The following is a 16580-nucleotide window of genomic DNA, read 5'->3' as shown; positions in this document are numbered from 1 at the left end:
CTAAACAAGTTGGTTTGTCGAGGGCAGTTGCTTAGATGGGGAGGACTTTCAGGTAGCGGTAGGACGACGCACTACATCCGCGCTAGCTCGAGGAGCGCAGGCGACGGTCAGGCGGCTAGTGAATGTCAACGCATGTCAGACTTCCGCATCCGTCACTTCGAGCACCACGGTGAGTCGCTGCGCCCGGCCCTCTTGGCTTCCGGGATAGTGTTGAGTCGCCATGAAAGCACCCGTTAAAGCGCCGTTCGAACGCGCACGCCGAGCCGATTCAATCACCATGCTGGATCTCTTCGCCGGGGCCGGAGGGCTAACCCACGGGTTCTACGCAGCCTCTTCCCGCTTTGTCACGGAGCGAGCCGTGGAATTCGATGCCGCAGCGGCTGCCTCCTACCGCCACACCTTCGGCGACAAAGTCTATGCGGGCCCAATCCAGCAGTGGTTGAAGGATGAGACCACGCCGCAGGTGGACGTCGTCGTCGGCGGTCCGCCCTGCCAGGGATTTTCCCTTCTCGGAAAACGGGACATCAACGATGACCGAAATTCCCTATGGAAGGAATACGCCTCAACTTTACGAAGGGCGCGACCAAAGTACTTCGTCGTTGAAAACGTAGCTGCCTTCGGCAAGTCCTCCCAACTTCGGGATTTCGAACGAGCTGCGCGGCCAGGCGGAGAACTGGAGGAGTTCCGCTTCGAGTGGTACGTACTAAATTCTGCAGATTTTGGCGCACCACAGGCACGCAAGCGCGCGATCCTCATCGGCCATCGCCATGATGTTCCCCGACCTTCCTTTCCAGTTCCGACTCATGTAGCCAGACACAATACGGTGAGGAGCGCATTCAAGGGCATTCCCTTTGAAGTGAGCGGCACGGAGTTACCCAAATCAACCGCTGAAACATCAACGCGACCGATGCCAGGGCCATTCAAAACCACCGAACTTCACCTTGGCCGCGACTACGCCCCTCTTTCCCTCAAGCGTTTCCGCGCGATCCCTTTGGGGGGCAATCGTACGAACCTCCCCGAAGACCTCATGGCGCCCTGTTGGATCGGCCACACGTCCGGTTCTGGTGACGTAATGGGCCGGCTCCACTGGGACCGTCCGGCCGTCACGATCAGGACCGAGTTCTTCAAGCCCGAGAAAGGCCGGTACCTTCATCCCGAGGCCGACCGAGCCATCACGCACTTGGAGGCGGCACGCCTGCAAGGCTTCCCTGATGCACACCAATGGGTGGGGTCCAAAACATCGATCGCCAAGCAAATTGGGAACGCGGTGCCCATCCCTCTGGGTATGGCGATTGCGTCACAAATACTGCAACATTTCTAGAACTTAAACACCATCGCAGCCCTGCCTTGCCAAAAGTGTCCGGGGAGAGTGGTAGATATGATCGGGAGCTCGGCGCTGGCCGATATGTTACTTGATACTGGGGGGACCGATGATGGTTCAGGAATCGTGGGCTAACACAACTTCACCGCTTAGTCAATTTGTTGCTGCTGAAACGGAAAGGCAGCTCAACGCGTATCGGGCCCACCCGAATCTCGTGCGTGAGCACAGCAACATCGAGGCAGCAATTTCTCAGGGCGGTTACGGCCGCAAGCAGCTCAACGAGCTCATCCAAAACGCTGCTGATGCGATCAATAAGTCGGACGACATTGGCGAGTCCGGTGGACGCATTCGAATCGTTCTAAGCAAAGACAGTCTTTACTGCGCGAACGAGGGCGCTCCGTTCACCGAAGCCGGTTTTCGCACCCTCATGCTCTCCCATTCGTCGGAGAAGCGCGACGACGAAATTGGGCGCTTTGGCCTGGGGTTTAAGTCCGTCATCGAGATCACGGATGAGCCAAAAATATTCAGCCGGAGCGGCTCTGTGTCATGGAGCCAGAAACAAAGCCGTGAACAGCTCGAGGTTCTTTTCCCAGGCCTTGACGCGTACCCCATCCTGCGCCTGGCAACTCCAATTGACCCTTATGACGAAGCTGCCAGCGACCCAGTTCTGTCAGAGCTGATGACATGGGCCACGACCGTCGTTAAATTGCCGATAACTGGGGGCAGCTCCTGGATCTCAGACGAGATAAAGGAATTTCCGCATGAGTTCCTTCTTTTCTCCAATCGGGTTGGCGCGCTTGAGTTTGAGGACCTGACGCGGAACGCGTCTGTAGCGTGGAATGCGTCTCGGCACGGAAATAAGGTTGTTCTCGAAAATGGCAATGCCAACAGTGAGTGGCTGATTTTCAAGTACAAGCACACAGTGAGCCCGCATGCTGCAGCAGACGCGGGGAGCGTTGCCGCCCGAGAGCATGTCGACGTTACATGGGCGGTTCCGCTGACCACCACCAACTACCGCGGCAACCTCGGAAGGTTTTGGAATTATTTCCCTACCCGGCACGAAACGTCCCTACGTGGAATAGTCAACGCGGCTTTCAAGATGAACGAAGACCGCTACAGCATGTTGGAAAAGCTCTACAACGAGGAAATACTTACAAAGGCAGTACCACGGATGGTGGCTGGCGCATTGCCTCAGCTTCGCACTCCTGATGATCCCGCTTTGTTCCTTGACATCCTCCCGTCGCGAGATAAGGAATCCGAGTCATGGGCCGACCGGATCATCAACAAGCCGATCTTCCAGGCAATCGCGTCAGTTCCTTGCCTTCCAGACAGGTCCGGAACTCTTAGAGTGCCCGCGGACATCAAAGTTCAGCCTGAGTTGAAGGAAGCCACGAAGCTTACAGCTCTTTGGGAATCCTGGGTCGCGGAAGACCGCCCGTGGCTCCATCCTGCCGCACTGACCCGAGGGCGGGAGCCGCAAGTTGTTCGCATCCTAAGAGACGCCAATCGTAAGCGCGCGTCTGTCGAGGAATGGCTGGAGGAAGCTGCTGCAGGCGGCGAGCTCCAAGATTATGAGAACGCGCTGCAGATTGCCGCCATGATCGACAAGTCTTACGACGAATATCAGCCAGCTATGCGGCGCAGTCGCATCGTTCTCATGGCCGACGGCAGCGTTCAGCCACCGATCACTTCGCGGGTTTTCCTCCCCTTGGATGCGGACGACGAATCAACCAACGTTGTCTCCTACGACCTGATGCATCACGGCAACGCAAACAGTTATCTGCGGATGCTGGACCTTCAAGCTCAGGACGGCAGGGGCAGAATCAACCGTGTCGCGAGCCAGGTCTCTGCAGATTACGAGAATCAGGAGCTTGCGGAGTCGCTCTGGCGCATGACCCGCTCTCTACCCGTCCCTGAGAGCCTAGCTATCTTGAACGATCGGACGACTCCTTCAAGAATCCTGGTCCGCAGTCGCGATCAGAAGTGGCGGCCACTTGAGGACATCTGGCTCCCTGGCGCACTAATACCGAGTAGTAGCATCGGGGACGAAAGCGTTCTCATTGATGAACGGTTCCATGGGCACGATCTTGTCCTGCTCAAGAACCTGGGTGCCCGTACGGCTCTTGGCGAAGCACAGATGTCGCGCGGGGGTGCGACTTATGATTTGTGGAAGACCACTGAGGCAACCCGGATCGCGGAAGCCTCGCGCAACAGCGCGGTCCCGGTTTCCGAGGCTGGCATCCGATTCAACCAAGCGTTGGCAACCGATGGGCTTCATCTGCTAATTGGTGCTTCAGCCGCAACCCGAGCTCGCGTTACTCGGACGCTTCTAGGCCGGCCGCAGTACCCCACCAAAGTAGAGTTCTCCAGCGCCTACAAAGCCCCTGAGACGGTTGATGGACCTGATTTGTGGTGGGTCAGGAACTACGGCGTCTTCGAGACTGCACTCGGACTGGTCGACGTAAAACACTGCGTCGGGGCCGTCGATGGGGTCCCCAGCGACTATCTTCCATTCCCCGGATCCGCGGAGGCCGAAGCTCTGAACCTTCCGGGCGACGTGCAGCGGGTTAACTGGAGTTACGTCCTGCCTTTGGCGGAAGCACACCTCTCCATGACACAGCTTCATGAGCTCTACGGAATCCTAGCCTCACGGGGAGTGAAAGCCCCGAAGGAGGTACTCGCCCCAATAGGGGGCGGGCAGAGCACGCGGTATGCCCCCTCGCTGGCCGTCCTGGCATTAGACAAGGAGAGTCGAGACTATCTCGTCGATGTGGCGAATGTTCCAACCCTTTACACCGATCACGCAGATCTCAATGCAGCCCTTTCTGAGAATTGGGGACTGGAGGCCCGTTCGGTTGAATTCCACACCGTCGTCCGACCAACGCCGACGTCGGACCTTGAACCAGTCTCAATCAAGGATCTCTACCCCTACCTACGCCGGGCTGCAAGCGAGATAAAGGTCCAGACGCTGTGCGTCCCCTGCACTCTAATCGAAGAGGTTCGGTTAAACAGCTATCACCCTGACCGTACCGAAGCCACATCGGTGGCCTCCTACCTAGGAGACGACGGCCCCCTGTATTACAGGGCCCCGCAAGGCGAGCAGGCGCTGTTGACCACAATTCTTCGAGCGTTTGGCAGTAAAAAGTCAGCTTCTCAGGTGATGGCGACGATGAAGCAGCTCAAGAAGGATGCAGAGGCCCAGGCACGCCTTGCCCGGGTCAACAAGCAGACTACTGATGCTGGTAAAGTGGCCGAGCTCGTAGGCCGGGAAACCCTTCGGCGCCTTATCCCCGCCTCCGTAATTTCGATGCTTGAAGCACGCAATCTTGAGCTGACAGACGAACGGCTTTTTGAGATTGTCAGCAATCTTCACGGTACTAGTCTCCTTAAGGTACTCAAGCCTGCTCTCGAGGAGGCCGGCATCGAAACGCCGGACCAATTCCGCGGTGGCCGTTCTGCACAGGAGTTCGTCAAGGAGCTAGGGTTCTCCCCTGCGTTGGCCGGAGAGTCCATCAAGCGGAAACCGATGCGTGAAGAGGTCGTCGGTCCAGTACAGCTCAATCCGCTCCATGATTATCAGAAGTCGACGAGCAGGAAGATCAGCGAACTTCTGGCGGGAAGGACGAAGTCGACTCGCGGATTGGTTCAGCTTCCCACCGGAGCGGGCAAGACACGGGTTGCCGTCGAGTCAGTAATCCGAAATATTGCTGAATCGCCCAAGCATCAGCTCATTATCTGGATTGCCCAGTCGGAGGAACTCTGCGAGCAGGCCGTTGAAACATGGAGCTACGTTTGGCAGGCAGCAGGAGCACCTGGCGAACGGATGGCCGTAAGCAGACTCTGGGGCGGCAACAATGCCGTACCGGAGGAAACCAAGTTGCATTTGGTCGTTGCCACGATCCAGACGCTGTCCAGCATTCAGCAGAACCGCCGCCAGGTCTATAGCTGGATGTCGGACCCAGATCTTGTAATTATCGACGAGGCACATGGCGCGACAGCCGCCTCCTACACGCCCGTTCTTTCATGGTTTGGCCGCTCCTACACAGACAAGTCAAAGCTTCTGCTTGGATTGTCGGCAACTCCTTACCGGGGCTCTAATGAGAGGGAAACGGAACGATTGGTAGCTCGTTTCGGTCGAAATCTGATTGAACCTGACGAGTTCGGCGCCCAAGGCGCGCACGAGTATCTCCAAAGGATGGGCGTGCTATCGAACGTCCGCCACGAGGTGCTAGATGGAATCGAGCTCAAGCTCAAGGATATGCGTTCGGCCACCAACGAGGACTCACAGAACGCCATGCTCGAAGCACGGCTCGATCTCCGGCAGGTTGCCGACAGCGTGCAGCGAAACGAGGCGATCTTAGACCGCATTAAGGCAACTGACACAAATGGTCCGACCCTCGTGTTTGCTGCGTCTGTCGAACATGCTGAGGCCTTGGCCGCGGTGCTGACCGTCGAAGGCATTCCCGCCGCTGCGATCTCTGGACAAACGGATCTCGGTCACCGACGTTCCATAATCGAAGACTTCCGTCGAGGCAAGATTCGAGTCTTGACCAACTTCGATGTGTTGACGCAAGGTTTCGACGCTCCGAAGGTCGACGCCGTGTACGTGTGCCGTCCGACCTTCTCACCCAACAAATACATCCAAATGATCGGACGAGGACTGCGTGGACCGCTCAATGGAGGTAGTGACGAGGTGCTGATCGTCAATGTGAAGGACAACCTGGACCAGTACGGCCAGCAACTCGCCTTCACGCAGTTCGATCACTTGTGGAACAGGGAGGACGCAAGTGTCCGTTGATTTGCAGCTGGACCGTAGTCAGATTGAGGTAGCCGAAGCCGAGCCGGAGGCGCGTCTCTTCGTCACGGCGGCGGCCGGCCAAGGAAAAACCGAAGTTCTGCTTGCACGAGTCAAATCATTGGTTGAGGACGGGCTGAACCCTGCCGACGAGATCTTGGTCCTGAGTTTTTCGCGTGCCGCGGTTGAAGCGGTGAGGAAACGAGCGCGGGTCCATGACCTAGACGGACTTCAAATCCGCACTTTCGACTCTTTCGCCGCGCAGATTTTGATCGACATGGACCAGGAGACCCTTGGCGACAGCTTCGATGCCCGAATTAGGAAGGCCACGACGTACATCGCTGGGGAAGAACCTCCGGACCGAATTACACATCTGAAGCACATCCTTGTCGACGAGGCACAGGACCTGGTCGGGGACCGGGCTGAGCTTGTCCTGGCGCTCTTTTCTGTACTTGATGACGATTTTGGCTTCACCGTACTCGGCGACCCCTTGCAAGGGATCTATGACTTTCAGCTGGAAGAGTCCGACTCGAAGCTGACATCGGCGGAACTCATTGAGAAGCTCATCCAAGATTTTGGCGCCGGACACCAGACATTGTCGAAGCATTATCGGGCTATGACAGAGCGCACCCGGGAACTCATCACCGTAGGTAATGAGATCCGGAGCTTCGGCGCCCTTGAAGGATCATTATGCGAGTCTGCACACGACCTGCTTGACGATTTCCGCCGTCAAGTATCGAGCAACTCCTTGCTGAACGAGTCTGGAGCCCTCAGCCCAAGGGCAGGTGAGACGACGGCTCTCCTATGCTCGACCAACTACGAGGTCCTCATAGCAAGCGAACTCCTATGGCAAAACGGATATCCTCACCTCATCCGACGCAAGGCACAGGACATGAGCGTGGCCCCATGGGTACATTATGTCTTCAAGGATCTCGAGGACAGGACGTACGACGCCGACGAAATCAAGTCCCGCCTGCACGAGCTTTTTGGGGAGGCAGCAGCCGACCGATGGCTTGCCTTGAAGACAGCAGAGGGCAACTTTTCCGCTTACGACTCGCTGAATGTCCCCCAACTCAGCCAACGCCTACGCAGCAGGTCAGTCCCGTTGACACTTACGGTCGCTGACGTCGCGCCGCTGGTCGTTTCGACAGTTCATCGGGCCAAGGGGCTTGAGTTCACCAATGTCCTGTATCTGCAACCGGAGTTTGGCTCGCCCGCCGCAGAGCAGAACGCAGCCACGTTGAAGCAAAAATACGTAGCCCTAAGCCGTGCCCGTGAGGAGATCGTCTCCACAAAGCTGCCCAAGAAGGCGCTCAAACACGCCGACGGGTCCCGGGGCCGATGGCTGGAGAAAGCTTACGGGAAGTACGGTCAGTACACGGCGAGGATGGAATTTTTGAACTCCGACATCGACGATGTTTCCCCCTATTACCCCGTGGACGGAGACGCTGATGCGGTGCAGAGCAATCTTGTCCTTGACGACCTTATGGGTCAGGTCGTCTCCGGCAGGCTTGAGTCCCAGCCGGAGCCTGGAGAAGTGCCACGCTATGAGCTGTCGACCGGTGACGGCCGAGTGCTCGGTCGGACCAGCCAATCTTTCGCCTTCGCATTGAAAAGGAATTTCGGTTTCAAGGGCAACCGCAGCCAAGAGTGGCCCACGGCCTTCACCGGCGCTCGGGTCACGTCCATAGAATGCGCAACCGGCCACCCCGAGGAGACGAAGCTCGCAGGCCTCGGATCCTCCGGCATGTGGTTGGTACCCCGCCTCACAGGGCTGATCAGCCGGATCAAGGATTAGGAGAACGAGAGTGTCGACCCTAGATAGTAAATACGCATTCCGCCGCGAAATGGTGGACCGGCTTGTTACCGACCTCTACGGGCCCGGTGCTTCCGACGAGCTCATCACGGAGCGTCCCCTCGAGCGCTATGTCACTGGAGTTCTCTGGCCAGCGGCTGATGACACTTTCGTGGAGGCACCTGATGAGCCTGAGTCCGTGGCCTCGGCGTCAGGTGAGCCTTCCGTCGACAGCCCAGTTGCCAACGCCCGTTTGACCTATCCAAGCAGCGTGGGCATGACAGTGTCCGTTAACACAAAACTTTCTACAGTGCTGTATGTCTCGCCGACGGCGGCCAGGTACGCACCTATCCCGACCGTTCGTGAGAGCGGTAGTAAACGAGGTGAGGCGTATGACTGGCAGCGTGAGCCGGCCGACCTTCCTGTAATCGAGGTCGACCTTGAGGCGGCTGGGCCCAAGCGTCATCTTCTTGAGGGCGGTGCCCTGGAGCTATATGTCTTGGTGCGAGCTCCCGAAGACGCCATCGTGACAGCGACGGTCGTGCTGCGGAACACTCAGCCCAAGCCTGATCCGAAATCAGATAAGGATGTGGCGTGCTGGTTCCAGGCCGGGCTGTCAGTTCGCACGGATGTGCCTTCGTTGGTGGACCGATCAAAGCTGCGCACCGATGTTCCCTCGGACCCCGACCTTGCTTCTTCGGAACTTCTCTACCGCAATCACATGGTCTTCGGCGCAGGACATGGCTGCGCGGTCGAAGTGGAACCTTCGGATGTCGTTGGCCGGCTTTGTCACCGAGTATCGACGACGTTTGTGCCCCGGCAAGATGTCCACAGGTCGATGGCTGGTGGGAGCGCGGCCAATCTTTCGCTGTCTTTTATGGGTTCGGCTTCCCGTGGTGATGTGGTTGCTCAGCTCAGCGTCCTGGCAGAGGACTACTCGTCATGGATCGAAGCATCGATCAATTCCATGACCGTGCAGGGCCCAGGCGAAGTTCCGCCGCACCTGCAGGGTGTAGCCGCTGATCATATGAGTCAGGCTCGTACCGCTCACGACCGGATTAAGGCCGGCATCCGACTTCTCGAACAAGACGACAAAGCCTTCGAGGCGTTCCAGTTGGCGAACAAGGCAATGCACATGCAACGTTCCCGTCAAGACTGGGTTCGAAAAGGAGCCCACGGGGAATTCGTCTTGGGTGACCAGGCGTGGCGCCCGTTCCAGATTGCGTTCATCCTGATCAATCTGCCCTCCGTCACCGAAGATGGGCACCCTGAACGCGATATAGCAGATCTCCTCTGGTTCCCCACCGGTGGTGGCAAGACGGAGGCGTACCTCGGTCTGGTTGCCTACCTCCTGTTGCTTCGGCGCCTGCGAAACACCGCTGTCCGGGGCGTGGCTGTGATCATGCGATATACCCTGCGACTTCTAACGATTCAACAATTTGAACGCGCTGCCATGCTCATTTGCTCCCTCGAATCCGTTCGCGTGGAGAACGAAGACAGGATCGGCGGTACGCCGTTCGGGATCGGCCTATGGGTAGGTGGGGGCGCCACGCCGAATGATATCGCCACTGCAAGGACTAATCTTGGCAAGTTGAGGAACAACCAGGAGGTAGTCGAAGGAAACCCGAAGCAAATCGAAGCATGCCCCTGGTGCGGTACTCGACTCACCGTCGATGATTACCGGATCGTTAAAGATCCCTCAGACCGCATGATTGTCAGCTGCTCCAACAAGACTTGTGACTTCTCGGACGGACTACCGGTCCACATCATCGACACGGATGTGTACCGGGAACGGCCCGAACTTGTGATCGGCACGGTGGACAAGTTCGCCGGTATGTCATGGAGAGGAGAAATCGCGACCCTCTTCGGACGCATTTCGCCGGACGATCTGGGTCCAGACCTCATTATCCAGGACGAACTGCACCTGATCTCCGGTCCGCTCGGTTCCACCGTAGGTCTGTTTGAAACTGCGGTGGACTTTGCGGCCAGCGGAATTGGACGAGGAGATGGTTCGGCGGGCCGAAAGCCAAAGATCATTGCTTCGACGGCAACGATCCGAAGGGCCAAGGACCAGATCAGCTCCGTCTTCGACCGGGAATCGAGTTTGTTTCCGCCGCCGGGGCTCGATCCGGACGATTCTTTCTTCGCGCAGAAGGCGCCCTCGGACGAGTTCGGGACGAGGCAATACGTCGGAGTTCTGGCATCCGGAACCAGTCACGCCACGCTCATGGTGCGCACCTACGCATCCTTGCTGCACTCAGCCAGCGTCATTGAGGACGCGGTGGCCGAGGACCGTGACCCCTACTGGACGCTCGTCGGCTACTTCAACAGCCTCCGTGTCCTTGGCTCTGCCTACCTGCAGGTTTACGACGACGTACGGGCCCGTCTCCATCTTCTGGCCAAACGTGAAGGCAGGACAACTGCGCGCGGAATCCAGTTAAGTGAGCTCACAAGCCGCGTGGAAAACCATAAGATTCCGGAGGCACTCAAGTCCCTCGAGAAGAGCCTGATGAGTGGCCTGACGCCAGAGGACGTCGTGCTGGCCACCAACATGATCTCTGTCGGCCTGGACGTTGACCGCCTAGGCCTGATGGCCGTCATGGGACAGCCGCAGTCGAGCGCCGAGTACATCCAGGCAACCAGCCGCGTCGGACGCCAGCATCCCGGGCTTGTGGTGACCATCTTCAATGCGGCGCGTACACGCGACCGCTCGCATTACGAGTCATTCAATGACTTCCACGGGGCTCTGTACCGCGCTGTGGAGGCCACAAGTGCCACACCCTTTGCTGCGCGATCGCGCGACCGCGGCCTGCACGCCATGCTCGTTTCAGCCCTCAGGATGCTTGTGCCCGAGCTGCGAACTGCTGCAGGTCATGTCAGGGACGAGTCTTCCTCCGTGGACGAAGTCATGTCCTGGATTGGCGACAGAGTCACTGCCGTCGATTCTGAGGAAGCGGACGCAACACGTGAAGAGCTGGAGCGGCTGATAAACATCTGGCGTAAGGCGGCCTTTGCCGACGCTGACCTGCCGTACCAGGCTACGAAAAAGTCCCCGCGGGCACTGCTTATCGATTCAGCAAAAGCGCTCGAAGACCCTGATTTCGTCTACAGCACTAGCACCCTCCCATGGCCGACGCCACGCAGCATGCGCGATGTAGATGCCGAAACTACTCTCCGCCCGGCCCCACTAAGGAAGGACGCCTCCGTTGGCTAAGAAGACCTACGCCGCACGGCGCAGCCAGCTCATATCCACGTTCGGAGTCGGTAGCCTGTTTCCGGCCGAGAATAACAGCTTTATGATCACGAGCATCGATCAGTGGGACAAGAAGCATTTGAAGCCGGTCAGTGAGCCGCGTCTGGCCCGAAGTTTGAGGGTTTCACAGCTGCTGCTGCCTCCGGCCGGAGCGCGCGGAAGAATTCCCGTGGTCCGATTTCCTGAAATGCTGGTTTGCCCCAACTGCAATCGGATCGGAAAAGTCAAGCAGCTTCAGGCATCGTACGAGGACCCGAAGTGCGGGCTCTGTAAGTCCCTGGCACCTTTGACGCCATCCCGTTTCGTCGTCGCGTGCGAAGACGGGCACATCGACGATTTCCCTTACGCATATTGGGTTCATGGTTACACTCCCAACGGAGACACTGAACATCTGCTGAGCCTTGCATCCGAAGGCCGGACGTCATCCCTGGCCGACATGGTGGTTCGGTGCTCATGTGGAAAGTCCCGGACGATGGCCGATGCGTTCAATTCGATCGCGCTGAAGGAAATGAAGTGCCAGGGCAACCGCCCGTGGCTCGGGTGGGGCTACCGGGAACGTGAGTGTGGCAAGTCCCCAAAGACGGTTCAGCGCGGTGCTTCAAATGTTTGGTTCCCCGTGGTGAGGTCTGCAATCTCCATTCCGCCCTACTCCGAGTTCCTCGCCAAGGTGGTGACGTCGAAGGCGTCGCAGCTTAGCCAACCGCAGGCACTGGAGCCCGGGTCCAAATGGGTTCTGGACGGTGTGGTTCAGGAATTTGACGGCCGCTTTTCCGTCGACGAACTCCGGGCCGAAATTAAGCGGCAGTTCCATGGCGGAGAGGAAAATGAGCTTTCCGAGGAGCAGCTCCGGGAGCAAGAGTTCCTCGCGTTGATGAACGGCCGCCGGGACAGCCCGGACACTGATTTTGTGGCTGAGAAGGTAGCCGTCCCTGATCGCTACCAGCACTGGATTAAGGCTGCGCGAAAAGTTACCCGCCTCAGAGAAGTGAGGGCACTCTACGGCTTCAGTCGCCTGCATCCCAGGAGTGAGGACAAGCCGGATGCAAAATTGTCGCCGCTATCTCCTGACGACAACCGCCAGAACTGGCTTCCCGCGATCGAGACGCTAGGTGAAGGTCTCTTTCTAGCGTTGGACCGGTCGCAGGTAGAGGCTTGGGCAGCGACAGACTTCGCAGCCGGGAGGGAGAAAACGCTCCAGCTCAACGCGAAACGTGCGGCGGAGCAGCGCGGTCAGGATCCAGCTCCGGTCAGCATCGTGGAAACTCTAATCCACACTCTCTCCCACATCATCATCGACCAGCTCTCGCTGGACGCCGGCTACCCGGCGTCCTCGATTCGGGAACGGCTCTACGTAGGTCCGGACCAAGTGGGAGTACTTTTGTACACAGCATCCTCCGACTCGGCAGGTAGCCTCGGCGGCATCGCCGCACAGGCGAGCCCCAGCCGGCTGGAAGCTGCGCTGGACGAGGGACTGTTCCGCACTTCCTGGTGTTCAGCGGATCCTGTCTGTATTGAGTCGCGCGGTTCGGGAACGGATGCGCGGAACCTTGCCGCCTGCCACTGCTGCGTCCTTGTGCCGGAAACCAGCTGCGAGCTGTTCAATTCCAATCTCGACCGCGGATCCTTATTTGGGGTTCACGGTCAGATCGGCATGGGTTTCAGGGATTGGGCAGCGCTAAACCCGATCATCGAGGGTTTGGAATCGACGGTCAGTGTCCCGGACGCTGGCCACGATGACCGGATCCCAGATAGCGTGCGCAAGAGTCCGTGGCTAACGGTGTTCACTGAATCCGCACCGGACCTACAAGAACTGATTTCCGAGCTCGTTGAGGTCGACGTCGACCTCGGGGACTGGGGCGCCGACATCGGTCCGGACAACCAATGGCAGGTCGATCTCTCCTGGGCTGGCCCACGCGTGGCAGTGATGGTGGAACGGGACGATCAGAGAGATGACTGGCTAGCAGAGCAGGGCTGGACTATTTATCACACACCAGACTTCGCTCCGGCTGACCTCGCCGACAAGCTCGCGGACTTAGTTTATTAAGCCCACGTGGGGGACGCCCGAAAGGCGTCCCCCACACAATGCTTGGTCCTAGTCCAGGAAGTACTCGTAGCTCAGCGGCAAGAGGTTCTCGAGTGACGGCCGCCAGTCAGGGTAAACACTCATGAGCCCATCGTCCGTGGCAATGGAACCGTCCTTGTGTCGCTCCCACTCAATCTCCGCTACGACCACCAGATCCGTACGTCCGAACTCGTTAGCGTGGGTTACCTCGTTGCGGGTCAGGATGACCTTCTGGACGTGGCCCTGAGAGCCCTTGACCTCCACGTGCCGGACCTCGTCACCGCGCACTGCCTCAAGATCGTACGAACGGTACGCGCCGACGTCCTCCACGGTGTATCCCGCGGCCTCGTAGTGGACGATTGCCTGGCGCACGGCCTGCATCTCGATGGCCTTCTTCAAAACGGGATCCGCGCAGAACCCAGCGTAGCGCTGTCTCACCCCGTTTTGTCCGCTGACGGGCGGTGCAACAAGCGGCCGGTCGAAGCCGCCCCAGTCGCTGTCCGGTAGCAGGTCTGGAGCAGCACGGAGAACTTCCCCCGGAAGTTTGAACAGATACCCCTGATTGGGTTTCAAGCCGCTGGTCGGGTGCTTCTGGAAGGGAAAGTACATGTGTACCCGCGGTTGTCCGCAAACTCCTGCTCGAGTTCGGCCTTGACTCCGAGAATGTCGGGTTGATGATCGGCGCGCAGATCGGTCAGTAGGTACGGTCGGGGTAGTGCCGTGTACTTCGTCAGTGGGATGGTGTTAGCGGGCTTGCCGAACCATTCCCCGGCCCGCGGCTGCAGCTTTCCTGCCACGATTGACGCGCCATACATGCCGGATTTAAAGCCCATGGGGTTGTTCTTTCCCACCCAATGGAGAACGACATCTCCCACTTGAACGTCGCGCATGAGGTCGTAGCGCGGAGTATCTGGGGCAATCAGTTCGCTGCCCCAGGTCTCGACATTGACCAATTCCATCCAATAGCGCTGCGTCGGGTTACCGTCCCACCAGCGCGCTTTCTTTACAGTCGCGTTCACCATCATTACTCCCCCAACTGAATTCTGCTTTTATCTAAGTACCGAGACTACTTTGTACCAAGCAGCTCCGACGGTTTTCCGCTCCAAGACACCACGAGCCCGTCCCGGGCCCTGGTGGCAGCGACATAAAGCAGCGAACGCTCACGCAGAAGGGCGTCAGCTTGCTCGGCTGCCGCCAGGTTCTTCAATTGGTATGCCGCCGGCATTGATTGGTCAGACAGGCCGAAGAGGACCACGCGCGTAAATTCCATGCCCTTTGATCGGTGCATCGTCATTACTGACGGGACGCCGGTAGCGAGGGCCGATCCTGCCGTCCGTGCCTCAATCCCCCGTTCGTTAAGTCCGCTAATCACTTTCCCGATCTGGAAGTTAGCGCGAACGAGAATGCCAACTGTCTCGAGGGGCACACCTTCTTCCCGCCACGTGCGCAACGTGTGCGCGAGGTTGTCCAGCTCTTCCACGTAGGAGGTCGCCGAGTGCTCTTGCGGCTGGGGACCGACGCGCGATGAGGTGTATCCGCTGATGGATTCATCTCCGCCCTCAATGTCCGTCACCGGCATGCCCCTCAGAAGTCCGACGGCGTACGCGAGGTTTTGTTGCGTAGTCCGGTAGTTGAGGGTCAACCGTCGGGACCGCCCTACAATTCCGATTCCGAAGCGGGACAGCGGGATCTTTTGTCCATAGATGCGTTGATGTGAATCTTCGGCAATGAAAAGGTCGTCCGGGCCGAGCTGAACCAATTCCCGAAGGAAAAGCCAATGCCCCGCATGCAAGTCCTGGGCTTCGTCTATCAGAACGTGATCGGCCAATCGGGCCTTCCCGTTCTCGGCTCGCTGCCGCAGGATCAGCGTCGCCAGGTGCGCCATTTCCACGAAAGACGCGTGCATCTCAATCCGATTGTAGTACCTGTATCCCTCGATAATTTTCCAAACTGCAAGCCGCTTTGCACGGTTCAAAGCGGTGCCACGCCCAGCTCGCGGCACCTTGAGATATGCGTCCTTGTCGCTGATGAAATTTGGAAGTACCACGGTCTCATATTCCTGCTGCAGGAACGTCGGATTGGCTAGCTCAAGCTCCAAATCATGTTCCACGTCGCCAAGGGCAGATTCCCATTGTTGGCGAGCGAAATCCGTGTCCACAATCTTTCCTGGAGCCGCAGTTTCAAGCCCGAAGAGGTCCTTCATGGACTTCCGCTGCTCCGCCTCAGACGCAGCGCGGAACACTTTGCTCACCAGTGCATCCACGCCCGCGACATAAACACCCGCTTCGCCCGGTTTGGCCGCCCGAAGGAGGTCCGAGTCGAGTTTGGACAGACCTGATCCGAGTGATTCAGCAAGTGTGGTCGTAAACGTCGTGAGAACAATGCGCGCCGCAGGCTCAGCGCGAGACAGCGTCCTGGCGCGATGCAACAGCACCACAGTCTTGCCCGTACCGGCGCCTCCCGAGAGGCGGAACGATCCGTTGTATCGGCGTTCGGCATAGATACGCTGTTCGGGGTGGAGGAAGGTGCGCCAAGAATCAAAGTCGCCGCCCTCAATCACCTTCTTCAACTCCTCGGAGTTCTCCCCCACAAAGGTGAACTGCATCTGCGTTGCCGGATGCTCCAACGCCCGCTTGATCTTGTCCTCCTCGGACACGAGCGGGTCATCAACGTACCGGTTGAGGGCCAGCTTGTCCTGAACCTCAGCGACGGATGTACCCGCGGCGAGTTCCAAGAGCGCGGTAGCTTGCCACTCGGGGGCGTCACCCAAGAGGTCCAGGAGCTCTTCATCTGACAAAGCGGCGAAAGTGCGGTCCACAAGATCAGCGGCGAGACCCAAAGTAGCGACAAGCTCCGCTTGATCCATACCGCACGCAGCCAGTGGATTCGTCCATGGCTGTGCCTGATCCTGCCCACCTTCGCGCTCAGCCTCTGTCTCCTCCGCTGCCTCCACGACGGGAGCTTCCGCTGCGGTCCCCGTGGAAGTCGGTGTGTCCGGCGACGTCGGGGGTTCTGCCGCCGGAGCTGCGGCCTTCAAGACCTCGAGAACACCGTTGACTGAGTTGACCTGCAGCACACTTGAGCGTGCAATCTCAATGGCTTCATCGTGCGGCCACGCGCCGTAGTAGAAATAGTGCGGTATGTTTTCGAAGGCGACCTTGAACAGCACGGCGCGGTAGTTCAGGTCAATGCGCCCTGTGCGGACCCTGGGGTCTGCCGGCGTGTGCATCGGCTCTATATGCAGACCGGGGGCGGTATCGTCCTTCTGGAGCTTTTCAAAGAAGGAATAAACCTTGGCCTTCATTGCGCCGTCGATCTTGTCCTTCTTCTTGATCAGTGTCAGTAACGGCACCG

The 16580-nt window shown here is 58.5% G+C and carries 8 protein-coding genes; 5 read left to right on the top strand and 3 right to left on the bottom strand.

Features of this window, described 5'->3' with window-relative positions; all coding sequences use genetic code 11:
- Nucleotides 1-220: 220 nt before the first annotated feature.
- From ACWF5H_RS09420 to drmB, 5 genes are all read left to right on the top strand, one after another.
- On the top strand, nt 221-1321 hold the full coding sequence (locus ACWF5H_RS09420; RefSeq protein ID WP_452036404.1) for a DNA cytosine methyltransferase: 1101 nt from the start codon (nt 221-223) through the stop codon (nt 1319-1321).
- 109 nt (nt 1322-1430) lie between these two features.
- Nucleotides 1431-6119, top strand: coding sequence for a DEAD/DEAH box helicase family protein (locus ACWF5H_RS09415; RefSeq protein WP_452036403.1), 4689 nt, complete (start codon nt 1431-1433; stop codon nt 6117-6119).
- Nucleotides 6109-7914: a UvrD-helicase domain-containing protein gene (locus ACWF5H_RS09410; RefSeq protein WP_452036402.1), complete on the top strand. Its 1806-nt coding sequence runs from the start codon at nt 6109-6111 to the stop codon at nt 7912-7914. The genes ACWF5H_RS09415 and ACWF5H_RS09410 overlap by 11 nt, the downstream gene beginning before the upstream one ends.
- 10 nt (nt 7915-7924) lie before the next feature.
- A complete protein-coding gene (locus ACWF5H_RS09405; RefSeq protein ID WP_452036400.1) occupies nt 7925-11125 on the top strand; it encodes a helicase-related protein in 3201 nt (1066 codons plus the stop codon).
- Nucleotides 11118-13208, top strand: coding sequence for a DrmB family protein (gene drmB / locus ACWF5H_RS09400; protein ID WP_452036398.1), 2091 nt, complete (start codon nt 11118-11120; stop codon nt 13206-13208). The genes ACWF5H_RS09405 and drmB overlap by 8 nt, the downstream gene beginning before the upstream one ends.
- Before the next feature lie 48 nt (nt 13209-13256).
- Here drmB and ACWF5H_RS09395 read toward each other — a convergent pair whose 3' ends face one another.
- The 3 genes from ACWF5H_RS09395 to ACWF5H_RS09385 form a co-directional block, all read right to left on the bottom strand.
- On the bottom strand, nt 13257-13625 hold the full coding sequence (locus ACWF5H_RS09395; protein WP_452036396.1) for a protein NO VEIN domain-containing protein: 369 nt from the start codon (nt 13623-13625) through the stop codon (nt 13257-13259).
- Nucleotides 13626-13795: 170 nt separating this feature from the next.
- Entirely contained in the window at nt 13796-14251 is a 456-nt protein-coding gene (locus ACWF5H_RS09390) for a hypothetical protein (protein ID WP_452036395.1), read from the bottom strand.
- Between the two features lie 41 nt (nt 14252-14292).
- Nucleotides 14293-16578, bottom strand: a complete 2286-nt coding sequence (locus ACWF5H_RS09385) for a 3'-5' exonuclease (protein WP_452036393.1) — start codon at nt 16576-16578, stop codon at nt 14293-14295.
- Nucleotides 16579-16580: the final 2 nt, after the last annotated feature.

It is taken from the genome of Arthrobacter sp. NPDC055138, assembly GCF_053607305.1.
This window is presented reverse-complemented; position numbering and strand designations above follow the sequence as displayed.